12 protein-coding genes are annotated in these 12,236 nt (G+C 60.7%); 7 read left to right on the plus strand and 5 right to left on the minus strand.

The genetic code is table 11. The features are described from left to right. Positions 1 to 12 precede the first annotated feature (12 nt). Positions 13 to 1,533, minus strand: coding sequence for a PLP-dependent aminotransferase family protein (locus tag DCO48_RS14080; RefSeq protein WP_116551221.1), 1,521 nt, complete (start codon positions 1,531 to 1,533; stop codon positions 13 to 15). Positions 1,534 to 1,625: 92 nt separating this feature from the next. Between DCO48_RS14080 and DCO48_RS14085 the strand changes: the two genes are divergently transcribed. The 3 genes from DCO48_RS14085 to DCO48_RS14095 are packed head-to-tail and all read left to right on the plus strand — an operon-like array spanning position 1,626 to position 3,403. Then, positions 1,626 to 2,255 carry an FMN-binding negative transcriptional regulator gene (locus DCO48_RS14085; protein WP_116551222.1) on the plus strand — a complete coding sequence of 210 codons (630 nt, stop codon included), beginning with the start codon at positions 1,626 to 1,628 and terminating at the stop codon, positions 2,253 to 2,255. Between the two features lie 11 nt (positions 2,256 to 2,266). After that, positions 2,267 to 2,713, plus strand: a complete 447-nt coding sequence (locus DCO48_RS14090; protein WP_116551223.1) for a GNAT family N-acetyltransferase — start codon at positions 2,267 to 2,269, stop codon at positions 2,711 to 2,713. A 15-nt stretch (positions 2,714 to 2,728) separates the two neighbouring features. Then, a complete protein-coding gene (locus DCO48_RS14095; protein WP_116551224.1) occupies positions 2,729 to 3,403 on the plus strand; it encodes a GNAT family N-acetyltransferase in 675 nt (224 codons plus the stop codon). Positions 3,404 to 3,542: 139 nt separating this feature from the next. Here the strand turns inward: DCO48_RS14095 and oadA are convergent, their stop codons facing one another. Both oadA and DCO48_RS14105 read right to left on the minus strand, forming a co-directional pair. Further along, entirely contained in the window at positions 3,543 to 5,351 is a 1,809-nt protein-coding gene (gene oadA, locus DCO48_RS14100) for a sodium-extruding oxaloacetate decarboxylase subunit alpha (RefSeq protein ID WP_116551225.1), read from the minus strand. Positions 5,352 to 5,361: 10 nt separating this feature from the next. After that, positions 5,362 to 6,777, minus strand: coding sequence for an acetyl-CoA carboxylase biotin carboxylase subunit (locus DCO48_RS14105; RefSeq protein ID WP_116551226.1), 1,416 nt, complete (start codon positions 6,775 to 6,777; stop codon positions 5,362 to 5,364). A 204-nt stretch (positions 6,778 to 6,981) separates the two neighbouring features. On the opposite strand from DCO48_RS14105, the gene DCO48_RS14110 reads away from it, so the two are divergent. Then, the gene (locus DCO48_RS14110) at positions 6,982 to 7,929 is read left to right on the plus strand and encodes a LysR family transcriptional regulator (protein ID WP_165840775.1); all 948 of its coding nucleotides are present in this window, start codon (positions 6,982 to 6,984) and stop codon (positions 7,927 to 7,929) included. On the opposite strand, the gene DCO48_RS14115 is transcribed toward DCO48_RS14110, so the two are convergent. Then, entirely contained in the window at positions 7,871 to 8,089 is a 219-nt protein-coding gene (locus DCO48_RS14115; protein ID WP_116551228.1) for a PA3496 family putative envelope integrity protein, read from the minus strand. The two genes, DCO48_RS14110 and DCO48_RS14115, sit on opposite strands and share 59 nt — an antisense overlap. A 198-nt stretch (positions 8,090 to 8,287) precedes the next feature. Between DCO48_RS14115 and DCO48_RS14120 the strand changes: the two genes are divergently transcribed. Next, positions 8,288 to 8,773 carry an Hcp family type VI secretion system effector gene (locus DCO48_RS14120; RefSeq protein WP_116551229.1) on the plus strand — a complete coding sequence of 162 codons (486 nt, stop codon included), beginning with the start codon at positions 8,288 to 8,290 and terminating at the stop codon, positions 8,771 to 8,773. After that, positions 8,770 to 9,477 carry a DUF4225 domain-containing protein gene (locus tag DCO48_RS14125; protein WP_116551230.1) on the plus strand — a complete coding sequence of 236 codons (708 nt, stop codon included), beginning with the start codon at positions 8,770 to 8,772 and terminating at the stop codon, positions 9,475 to 9,477. Before DCO48_RS14120 ends, DCO48_RS14125 begins: the two co-directional genes overlap by 4 nt. A 328-nt stretch (positions 9,478 to 9,805) precedes the next feature. Here DCO48_RS14125 and hexR read toward each other — a convergent pair whose 3' ends face one another. Then, positions 9,806 to 10,672, minus strand: a complete 867-nt coding sequence (gene hexR, locus DCO48_RS14135) for a transcriptional regulator HexR (protein ID WP_116551232.1) — start codon at positions 10,670 to 10,672, stop codon at positions 9,806 to 9,808. Positions 10,673 to 10,776: 104 nt separating this feature from the next. Between hexR and zwf the strand changes: the two genes are divergently transcribed. Next, positions 10,777 to 12,219, plus strand: coding sequence for a glucose-6-phosphate dehydrogenase (zwf, locus tag DCO48_RS14140; RefSeq protein WP_116551289.1), 1,443 nt, complete (start codon positions 10,777 to 10,779; stop codon positions 12,217 to 12,219). Positions 12,220 to 12,236 lie beyond the last annotated feature (17 nt).

Consider the following 12,236-nt stretch of genomic DNA (forward strand, 5'->3'; position numbering starts at 1 on the left):
TGTTACAGGGGCTCAGCGCTGCTTCCAGGCCTGGCGCAAGCGCCCCAGCGCGTCCGCTATATCAGCCTCCGGCACCGCCGCAAAGCCGAGCACCAACCCGGCCTGCGGCACCGAGCCGGGCAGCCAGTAGTCGCTCAGCGCATTCAACTCCACCCCCACCGCTTCGGCCTGCGCGATCAGCACCTGTTCCCGCGCCAGGTTATCCACATCGACCTTCACATGCAGCCCCGCCGACACCTCCGGCATGCTGCCCAACCCCGGAATATCCACAGGCCAGCCCGCCTGCAGGGCATTGCGCCGGCTCAACGCCGCGCGGCGCATGCGGCGGATATGCCGCTGGAAATGGCCCTGAGCCATGAACCGCGCCATCACCGCCTGCGTGCCCACTTCCGAATGCCGCACCGCCAGCGCCCGGCACTGCGCAAACGGCTGCACCAGCTGCCGTGGCAGTACCAGATAGCCCAAACGCAAGGCCGGAAAGGCGATCTTGCCGAACGTGCCCACGTACAGCACCCGCCCCCTACGATCCAGCGCCGCCAACGGCGCCAACGGTGCACCGCTGTAACGGTACTCGCCGTCGTAATCGTCCTCGACGATCCAGCTGCCATTGCGCTCGGCCCAGGCCAGCAGCTCCAGCCGGCGCGCCAGGCTCATGGTCACCCCGGTAGGGTATTGATGCGCAGGCGTCACATAGGCCAGCCGGCAATCGGCCAGCGCATTCAGCGCTGCACAGTCGAGCCCGTCGTTATCCACAGCAATCCCGTGCACGCTCGCCCCGGTAAGGGCGAAGGCATTGCCCGCCGCCCGATACCCCGGGTTTTCCACAGCCACGCGCTCGCCCGCCTCCAGCAGCAGCTGTGCACAAAGGCTGATGGCCTGCTGTGCACCACTGGTGATCACAATTTGTTCAGCCGTGCAGGAAAGGCCGCGCGAGCGACGCAAATAGGTGGCGATCAGTTCGCGCAACTGCGGCTCGCCCGCCGGGTCACCATAACCGAGCGCGGCCGGTTCCGGATTGCGCCAGAAAGCCGCCTGCAGCTTGGCCCAGACCTCGAACGGGAACAGGTCGAACGCCGGTATGCCAACCCGAAAAGCCCGCGGCGGACCGCTCTTGGGGGGCGGTAAATGGTGGTTCTGCAAGCGCTTCAACGGGCCATTGTGGATAAGTTTACTGGATGAATCCTCAGTATCCTCTAGCGATTTTGTGGATAACCCTGTGGAAAAACCCAGGGATAACCCTGTGGACAGTTTTGTGGATAGTTTTGGCAACTGGCTCACATAGGTGCCGTCGCCAACCCGGCTTTCGATAAAGCCTTCGGCGTACAGTTGATCGTAGGCACGCACCACGCTGTTGCGCGACAGCGCCAGCGCGGCGGCCAGGTCGCGGCTGGCCGGTAGCCGCGTGCCACTGCTCAGGCGCCCGTCCAGCACCCGCAGGCGCAACGCCTGGTACAGCTGACGGCTCAAGCCCTGGCGACGATCGAGGACGATGCCGGTCGGGTCGAAAGACAGGGTTAACGGACTTTCGCTCATGGAATTGGACCTACAAAATCGCCAGGAAATGGCTCTTAACACGAACCAATAGCCTGCCTAGGATAGGGCCATTCGACAAGGACCCTCCGACCATGCACATCGCCGCCGCCAATCGCGAAGAAGACCTTCAGTGCCTGCACGACCATATCGGCCAAACCCGCCTGGCCATTCTGGTCACGCATGGCGTGCACGGCTTGCAGGCGACCCACCTGCCGGTGCTGCTGGATCCGCAGCAAGGCCCGAAGGGTACGCTCTATGGCCATCTGGCACGGGCCAATCGGCAATGGCAGGTGCTCGCCGAAGGTGGCGAGGCGCTGCTGGTGTTTACGCCGGCCGACGCCTATGTCAGCCCCGGTTATTACCCGAGCAAGCTGGACAACCCGCGTACCGTCCCCACCTGGAACTACGTGGCCGTGCACGCCTACGGCAAGGCCGAGGTGATAGACGAGGCGCCAGGCCTGCTCGACATCGTCAGCCGCCTCACCGATCGCCATGAACAAGGCCGGGCCAAGCCCTGGTCGGTGGCCGACGCGCCGGCCGACTATATTGACGGCATGCTCAAGGCCATCGTCGGCTTTGCCCTGCCCATCGAGCGCCTGGAAGGCTCGCGCAAACTCAGTCAGAACCGCTCGGCCGTCGACCACGATGGCGTGCGCACGGGCCTGGCGAACAGCCCCGACCCCCTGGATAACCAACTGGCCGCCCTGATGCGCCAACCTTGAAGGAAGCTCCCATGTCTAGCGTTTCGATCCGCCCGGTGACCGCCGCCGACCACGCTGCCTGGCTGCCGCTGTGGCAAGCCTATCTGCGCTTCTATGAAACCACTCTCGCCGACGAAGTAAGCGCGTCGACCTGGCAGCGCCTGCTCGACCCGAGCGAGCCGACCCACTCGGCGCTGGCCTGGGTCGAGGGCAAGGCGGTGGGCATGGTCAATTTCATCTACCACCGCAGCAACTGGTCGGTGCAGAACGCCTGCTACCTGCAAGACCTGTATGTGACCAGCGAGCAGCGTGGGCTGGGGGTTGGCCGCCAGCTGATCGAGTTCGTCTACGCTAGCGCCAAGCAGGACGACTGCGCCAAGGTGCACTGGCTGACCCACGAAACCAATGCCACGGCCATCGGCCTATACGAGCAGGTGGCCGAGCGTCCCGGCTTTATTCAATTCCGCAAAGGCCTGTAACCCGAGGAATCGAGCATGAGCAGTAGCCCCTTGAACTGGCGCCCGGCCAAGGCGCCGCGCGCGACGCCGCTGAGCGGACGTTTCATCCGCCTGGAAAAGCTCGACCCGCGCCGTGACCGCGAACACCTCTGGGAGGTTTACCAGGGCCCGGAGGCGGATCCGGCGTTGTGGGATTACCTGGCTTACGGGCCGTTCAGCGAACGCGAAGATTTCGATCACTGGCTCGACAGCAATGCGGCCAGCAGCGACCCGCTGTTCTATAGCGTGATCGACCTGGCCAGCGGGCAGACCCAGGGCATTCTCAGCCTGATGTCGATTGTGCCGGAACAGGGCCGGATCGAGATTGGCCACATTGCCTTCGGGGCGGCAATGCAGCGTACACCCAAGGGCAGCGAGGCGATCTACCTGCTCGGCAAGCTGGCGTTCGAGCTGGGCAACCGGCGCCTGGAGTGGAAGTGCAACAACGACAACGCCCGCTCCAAGCGTGCCGCGCTGCGGTTTGGCTTCAGTTACGAGGGGGTGTTCCGCAAGCACATGGTGGTGAAGGACCGTAACCGCGATACCGCGTGGTTCTCGATCACTGATGACGAGTGGCCGGCGATTGCGGCGGGGTTCGAGCGCTGGCTGAGTGCGGAGAATCAGCCGCCGAGTGGGCAGGTGCGGACGCTGGAGGCGTGTCGGCAGCGCTAACAGCATCGCGGGCCAAGCCCACTCCCACAGGGGGACGCACTATGCCTCTGCGCAAGCGTGCGTGTCCGGCGAAGCGCTCGCAAAAAAAGGGGGAGCATTTGCTCCCCGGAGGTTAACCGCTTGTAGATGAAGGCTTTGCTCAGCCTTCGATCTCGATCAGGATCTCGCCCGGGTTCACCCGGTCGCCCTTGGCCACATGAATCGCGGTGACCTTGCCGGCGAGCGCTGCCTGCACTTCGGTCTCCATCTTCATCGCTTCGGTGATCAGCACCGGCTGACCGGCCTTGACCCTGTCACCTTCCTTGACCAGCACTTCAACGATATTGCCCGGCATGGTGGTGCTGACATGGCCCGGCTCGCTGGCCTGTTTGCGCTTGCTGCTGCCACCGCCGACGAATTCGTTGAGCGGCTCGAACACCACCTCTTCCGGCATGCCGTCGATCGACAGGTAGAAGTGCCGCTTGCCTTCGGCTTTCACCCCGACACCGGTGATGTCTACACGGTAAGTCTCACCGTGCACGTCGATAACGAACTCGGTCGGCACACCCTCGCCACCGGCCGACGCCACCGCGCCCGCTTCCGGGATCGGCAGCAGCACTTCCGGCGTCAACGTGCCGGCTTCACGGTCTTCGAGGAACTTGCGCCCGATGTCCGGGAACATGGCGAAGGTCAGTACGTCTTCTTCCGACTTGGCCAGGTTGCCGATGTCGGCCCGCAGCTTGGTCATTTCCGGCTTGAGCAGGTCGGCCGGGCGTACGTCGATCACCTCTTCGCTGCCGATGGCCTGACGGCGCAGCTGCTCGTTGACCACCCCCGGCGCCTTGCCGTAACCACCTTGCAGGTACAGCTTCACCTCGTTGGTGATGGTTTTGTAGCGCTCGCCAGCCAGCACGTTGAAGAACGCCTGGGTGCCGACGATCTGCGAGGTCGGCGTGACCAGCGGCGGGAAGCCGAGGTCTTCGCGCACCCGCGGGATCTCCGCCAGCACTTCGTTCATGCGGTTCAGCGCGCCCTGCTCCTTGAGCTGGTTGGCCAGGTTGGAAATCATCCCGCCCGGTACCTGATTCACCTGCACGCGGGTATCGACCGCGGTGAACTCGCTTTCGAACTGGTGATATTTCTTACGCACGGCGTAGAAGTACAAGCCAATTTCCTGCAACAGTTGCAGGTCCAGGCCGGTGTCGAATTCGCTGCCCTTGAGGGCGGCGACCATCGACTCGGTGCCCGGGTGGCTGGTGCCCCAGGCGAAGCTGGAGATGGCCGTGTCGATATGATCGGCACCGTTCTCGACCGCCTTCAGCTGACACATCGCGGCCAGGCCGGCGGTGTCGTGGGAATGGATGAACACTGGCAGCGACTGCTCGGCCTTCAGCGCCTTGACCAACTCGCCGGTAGCGAACGGGGTCAACAGGCCGGCCATGTCCTTGATCGCCACCGAGTCGCAGCCCATGGCTTCCATCTGCTTGGCCTGGGCGACGAAGGCGTCGATGGTGTGCACCGGGCTGGTGGTGTAGGCAATGGTGCCCTGGGCGTGCTTGCCGGCCGCTTTTACCGCTTCGATGGCCACGCGCAGGTTACGCACGTCGTTCATCGCGTCGAAGATACGGAACACGTCGATGCCGTTGACGGCGGCCTTGGCGACGAAGGCCTTGACCACGTCGTCGCTGTAGTGGCGGTAGCCGAGCAGGTTCTGCCCGCGCAGAAGCATCTGCAGGCGAGTGTTGGGCAGTGCCGCGCGCAGCTTGCGCAGACGCTCCCACGGGTCTTCCTTGAGGAAGCGCACGCAGGCGTCGAAGGTCGCCCCGCCCCAGACTTCCAGCGACCAGTAACCGACCTTGTCGAGCTTGTCGCAGATCGGCAGCATGTCTTCGGTCCGCATGCGGGTGGCCAGCAGGGACTGGTGGGCGTCGCGCAGGATTGTGTCGGTTACGAAAATTTTCTTGGACATTATGGGTTCCTCACAGGCCTGCGTGGGCGGCAATGGCGGCAGCGATGGCCAGGGCCAGCTCTTCGGGTTTGCGCTTGATCGAGTAGTTGGTCAGTTCCGGATGGCTTTCCACGAAGCTGGTGTTGAACTGGCCACTGCGGAATTCCGGATTGCGCAGGATTTCCTGGTAGTACGCCGCGGTGGTCTTCACGCCTTGCACCCGCATGTCGTCCAGGGCCCGCAGGCCGCGGTCCATGGCTTCTTCCCAGGTCAACGCCCAGACCACCAGTTTCAGGCACATCGAATCGTAGAACGGTGGAATGGTGTAGCCGGTGTAGATCGCCGTGTCGGTACGCACGCCGGGGCCGCCGGGCGCGTAGTAGCGGGTGATCTTGCCGAAGCTGGGCAGGAAGTTGTTTTTCGGGTCTTCGGCGTTGATCCGGAACTGCAGCGCGAAGCCACGGTGCTGGATGTCTTCCTGTTTAACCGAAAGCGGCAGGCCCGAGGCGATGCGGATCTGTTCGCGGACGATGTCGATGCCGGTGATTTCTTCGGTGATGGTGTGTTCCACCTGCACCCGGGTGTTCATTTCCATGAAGTACACCTCGCCATCGGCGAGCAGGAACTCCACGGTGCCGGCGTTCTCGTAGCCCACCGCCTTGGCTGCGCGCACCGACAGGTCGCCGATGTAGGCGCGCTGTTCCGGGGTCAGTTGCGGGCTGGGGGCAATTTCGATGAGTTTCTGGTTACGCCGCTGGATCGAGCAATCGCGCTCGAACAGGTGCACGACATTGCCGAAACTGTCGCCGAGGATCTGGGCCTCGATATGCTTTGGATTGACGATGCATTTTTCCAGGAAGACTTCCGCCGAGCCGAACGCTTTGGTGGCCTCGGAAATCACCCGGGGGAACGCCTGTTCCAGTTCTTCACGGCTGTTGCAGCGGCGAATGCCGCGCCCGCCACCACCGGAGGTGGCCTTGAGCATGACCGGGTAACCGATGCGGTCGCCCTCCACCAGCGCTTCATGAATGTCGGCAACGTTGCCTTCGGTACCGGGGGTTACCGGCACACCGGCCTTGATCATGCTGCGGCGCGCTTCGGTCTTGTCGCCCATGCGGCGGATCACGTCGGCAGCCGGGCCGATGAACTTGATCCCGCGCTCGGCGCAGATGTCCGCCAGCTCGGCGTTTTCCGAAAGGAAACCGTAGCCTGGGTGCAACGCATCGCAACCGGTTTCCACCGCCAGGTTCACCAGCTTGCGCGGGTTCAGGTAACCGGCCAGCGGCTCGGCACCAATGCTGTGGGCCTCGTCGGCACGCTTGACGTGCAAGGCATGGCGGTCGGCGTCGGAATAGATCGCTACCGAGCGAATGCCCATCTCGGCGCAGGCACGCACGATCCGAACTGCAATTTCACCCCGGTTGGCGATCAGGATTTTTTTTATCACTGGAGTCTTCCCAAAGCCGTTGGAACAGACGATCCGGCAAAGCCGGTCGGCGCGTGACCAGACGTCGCTGGCCAGTCGCACAATCAACTTAGCGCCGCCAGTGAATAAACAAAAATCAATATTTGTTAGGGGCAGCATTAGCAAAAGCTTATAGTGCCGTTACAAGGTATTGCCGGACTCGGGGAAAAAATGCGTAAGTCATTGATGCGTATGACATTGCGTCAATTGCAGATCTTCAATGAAGTGTGTGATTTGCGCTCCTACAGCCGGGCGGCGGAGGAGATGGCGCTGACGCAACCCGCCGTTAGTCTACAGATCCGCCAGCTGGAAGAACTGGTCGGTCAGCCGTTGTTCGAGTACGTCGGCAAGAAACTCTACCTGACTGAGGCCGCCGAAGCCTTGCAGCGCGCCAGCCGTGACATCTTCGGGCGCCTGGAGAGCCTCGACATGCAGCTCTCCGACCTGCAGGGCTCGCTGCAGGGGCAATTGAAGCTGGCGGTGGAGTCGAGCGCGAAGTATTTCGTCCCGCACCTGTTCGCCGCGTTCAAGAAGCTCCACCCGGAGGTCAACCTGACCCTCACCGTGGTCAACCGCGCCCAGGCCATTCGCCGGCTTTCCGACAACCGCGACGACCTGATCATCATGTCCATGGTGCCGCAGGACATGGGCCTGGAGTTTCTGCCGTTTCTGAACAACCCGATTGTCGCCGTAGCGCCGCCGGATCACCCACTGTGCAAGCTCGACAGCTTGCGCCTGCAAGACCTGGAGCCGCACACCCTGCTGGTGCGCGAACAGGGTTCCGGCACGCGCAAGGCCTGTGAAGAGTACTTCAAGGAAAAGCGTGTGCACTTCACCCAGACCCTGGAAGTGGCGTCTGCCGACGCCCAGCGCGAGTGCGTGATTGCCGGTTTGGGTCTGGCCTTGCTGACCCGGCATGCGCTGAACATGGAGCTGGCCACCGGCGTGCTGCGCGAGTTGCCGGTGGAAGAACTGCCGCTATACCGCAGCTGGTGCGTGGTGCAGTCCAAGGCCAAGCGGCAGTCGCCGGTGGCCTTGGCGTTCCTGGCGTTTATCCGCAGCGAACGTGCGCAGATCAGCGGGCTTGTTGAGCGTTTCTCTGGGGTTCTGCCGCCGATACCTGCCATACGTTGACGTTTTGCAGGTCGGGGTAATCGGCTAGTTCCTGAAGCAGCCGACGTTGCTCGGAATAGCTTTCGATCGCACGGCGAAACTCCATGCGGCGCTGGTCTTTCTCCGCTTGCTTGCGGGATTTGGCGTTGGGTTGGTACGAGCCATCGAATTCACGAGCCATTGCATATCTCCCTGATCGAGTGGAGCTTCAGCGTGACCGGGGTGAGTTACGGTTTGGCGGCGCGGGGGTGACAGAATGGTGAAACCTTGGCCTGGCGGGAACCTTAAAGCCCGTGATGTGATTTTCGGAAACGGACTACATACACGTCAGGCATTTGCTACTTAGATTGAGCCTCTACTCATAAAGGAAGAGGTTCACGTGGCAAATCATAGCTATATGACGATTACCGGCAAGACCATGGGTTTGATCTCCGCAGGGTGCTCCAGCCAAGACTCTATTGGCAACAAGTGTCAGGACGATCATTTTGATGAAATCATGGTGCTGTCTTACGCGCACAGCATGGAGAATATCGGCAATATCAAGCACGCTACACATACTCCGATTGCGATCACCAAGTATATTGATAAATCTTCCCCCCTTTTAGCAGAGGCTCTGACGAGGCGTGAAGAGATTAAATGTGAGATTAATTTCTACAGAACCTCCCCTCAAGGTGCACATGAAAAGTACTACACAATAAAAATCAGTGAAGGGCAAGTTGCCTGCTTGACGACAGAGTCACCTCATTCAGTGCTGCAGGTCGACGCAGAACCCCAAGAAGTTATCACCCTTCGTTACGGCACTATCACCTGGACTCACCATATCGCAAAAACTAGTGGTTACAGTTTTTGGGGAGAGGACATATGAGCCGGATGCCAACTGGCGAGGGTATTGACATATGGGATTTAAATAGCTGCGCCAACAAACTGATAAATCAGTCATGCACACTAGGCGCCCGCTACCTGAAAGACCCAACAATTAGGCTTCAGTTCTCCCGTGAGGTCGCCAATTATACAAAAAAAATTCTACTGCAGGTTGAGGATGGTCAAAAAGATCTAAAGCAAGGAATGGATGCGCTTCTAAAAGAGTACGAGTACCTGATAAGGCAGGGAAAGTATATTGCGCAAAAAGGTATTGGCATCGCTGCGGGTGCAGGGCAAGTGGCTTTAGGTGCAGGTATTTGTGGAGTATCCCTCGGCACCCTCTGCCTCTTTGCAAGCGTCCCCTTAGTTCTTCATGGCGCAAATAATATTTATGAGAACTCCGCTCAGCTATGGACAGGCGATCCATCTGTGCAGGGCCCAGTTAGGCAAGCCTATCAGGCGGTAGCTAAAGCTCTTGGTGAAACTGAGCGAGAAGGAAATCTTGTTTATGGAACCGTAGACATTGGAATGTCGATTTATGGCGCAAGCAGATGGGTCTTACGAGAAGATGCATGGCGACTGTTTCGCTATATTGAAACAGACTACATTCGAGCATGGAAAGTTACGCCCCCCGCTGCAATCATCACCGAGCGCGCCGCGGACGCCATAACAATCGATGGCATGCACAGTGAGTGGAAGAAGGAATAATTCAATGGGTGAGATCTTTTTTTACCTCGTATTCATATTGCTCAGTACGTTGTTTTTAATACCTGCACTATGGATGCGCTGTCATTGGTCAGGAGCCGACTTAAAGTTTTCTCAATTCCTCATTTCTGTAGCATACAATCTATGCTTCTTTTACATACACTGGAATTTTCTGGAAACAGGAACTTTGCCGCTGGTAGGAAAAAAAAGCATCACCATAATCGGCTGGTATTCGCTCTTAATGAGTCTCACCCATGGGTTTTCTTTACCCAGAGGCAAAGAAGTCAAGTTCCTCTGCAAGCGAAAGAAGAACTCGCTCTAAACAGCACCTTCAGTCATCCATCGCCTTGATCGACTTTGGCGACAGGCGCAGGCTGCGCAAGCTGCGTTTGACGCTCTTGAGGTGGTTGACCAGGCTCGGGCCGCGGGCCATGGCCACGCCCATCGCCAATACGTCGATGACCACCAGGTGGGCAATACGCGAAGTCAGCGGGGTGTAGATTTCGGTATCTTCGTGCACGTCGATGGCGAGGTTCACGGTCGACAGCTCTGCCAGCGGGGTCTGGCTTGGGCACAAGGTGATCAGCGTCGCGCCGCTTTCCCGCACCAGGTTGGCAGTGATCAGCAGGTCTTTCGAACGACCCGACTGGGAAATGCAGATGGCCACATCGCCCGGCTTGAGCGTTACCGCCGACATCGCCTGCATGTGCGGGTCGGAATACGCCGCTGCGGTAAGCAGCAAACGGAAGAACTTGTGCTGGGCATCCGCCGCCACCGCCCCGGAAGCACCAAAGCCATAGAACTCGACCCGCTGCGCCTGGGCCATGGCCGTGACCGCACGCTGCAACGCCTGCGCATCGAGGTGCTCGCGCACTTCCATCAAGGTGTGCAGGGTGGTGTCGAAGATCTTCAGGCTGTAATCGGCAACCGAATCGTCTTCATGAATAGCGAACTGGCCAAAGCTGGCACCGGCGGCCAGGCTTTGCGCGAGCTTGAGCTTGAGGTCCTGGAAACCCGAGCAACCAATGGCCCGGCAGAAACGCACGATGGTCGGCTCGCTGATCCCGACGCTGTGCGCCAGGTCGGCCATGGAACTATGCATGACAGCCGCAGGATCAAGCAGTACGTGGTCGGCAACCTTCAGTTCCGACTTGCGTAGCAGATGGCGCGACTGGGCGATGTGTTGCAACAGATTCAAGGGCAGGACTCGGTTATGATCGGCTGACCGGGTTGTAGCTTTCTTGTAGTTATACTACATGACCAGCGACCCGCCCAGCTAAACGAACTAGGAGAGTGGTGGTATTGACTATCCCGTGCGACATTCTGGTCTTCGGCGGAACCGGTGATCTGGCCCTCAACAAACTGCTTCCGGCGCTCTACCATCTGTATCGCGAAGGTCGTCTGCACACCGCCGTGCGCATCGTCGCGCTGGCCCGACGAAATTTGCCGCGCAACGCCTTCCTGCAACTCGCCGAACGCCGTTGCCGGGCGCAGATTGCCCGCAGCGACTTCGACGACGACACCTGGGGCCGCTTCTCCACGCGCCTCGACTACTTCCCCATGGATGCCTCGCAGAGCGCCGACTTCGGCCGCCTGGCACGCTTTCTCGGCGAGCCGGGCGGGCTGACCCGGGTCTACTACCTGGCGACCGCGCCCAACCTGTTCGTACCCATCGCCACCTACCTGCACGTGGCCGGGTTGATCGACAGCGAAGCGCGCATCGTGCTGGAAAAGCCCATCGGCCACTCGCTGGAATCAGCGACGGCAATCAACAGCGCCATCGGCGCCGTATTCGACGAATCCCAGGTGTTCCGCATCGACCACTACCTGGGCAAGGAAACCGTGCAGAACCTCATGGCGCTGCGCTTTGCCAACGCCCTGCTCGAACCGGTGTGGCGCTCCAACCAGGTCGATCACGTGCAGATCAGCGTGTGCGAAACCCTCGGCGTAGAGAACCGTGGCGGCTACTACGAACGGGCCGGCGCCACCCGCGACATGCTGCAAAACCACTTGTTGCAACTGCTCTGCCTGGTGGCGATGGAGCCGCCGGCGCAGTTCGAAGCCGAGGCGGTACGCGATGAGAAAGTGAAGATCCTGCGCGCGCTCAAACCAATCACCGGCCAGGACGTGCAGGACAAGACCGTGCGCGGCCAATACAGCGCCGGCAAGATCGGCGGCCAGGAAGTACCGGCCTACTATTTCGAGAAAGATGTCGACAACGACAGCGATACCGAGACCTACGTCGCCGTTGAAGCGCACATCAACAACTGGCGCTGGGCCGGCGTGCCGTTCTACCTGCGCACCGGCAAGCGGCTGGCGAAAAAATCGTCGCAGATCGTCATCCAGTTCAAGCCGGTGCCGCACCGGCTGTTCGACGGCGACCAGGCCAACCAGTTGCTGATCCAATTGCAGCCGGACGAGCGCATCAGCCTGCAGATGATGACCAAGACCCCCGGCAAAGGCATGCGCCTGGAGCCGGTGGAACTGAACCTGAACCTGGCCCAGGTGTTCGGTCAGACCCGCCGCTGGGACGCCTATGAGCGGTTGTTGCTGGATGTGCTGGAGGGCGATTCGACGCTATTCATGCGCCGCGACGAGGTGGAGGCGGCCTGGGCCTGGATCGATCCGATCATCACCGGCTGGCAGGAACACTTCCAGGCACCGCGGCCGTACCCGGCGGGCTCCCATGGCCCGGACCAGGCCCACAGCCTGCTCGCCAGCCAAGGCCGCAGTTGGCACGGCTGAGCCGCTTGCCGATGCCG

Source organism: Pseudomonas sp. SDI (assembly GCF_003105155.1).
Classification (GTDB): domain Bacteria; phylum Pseudomonadota; class Gammaproteobacteria; order Pseudomonadales; family Pseudomonadaceae; genus Aquipseudomonas.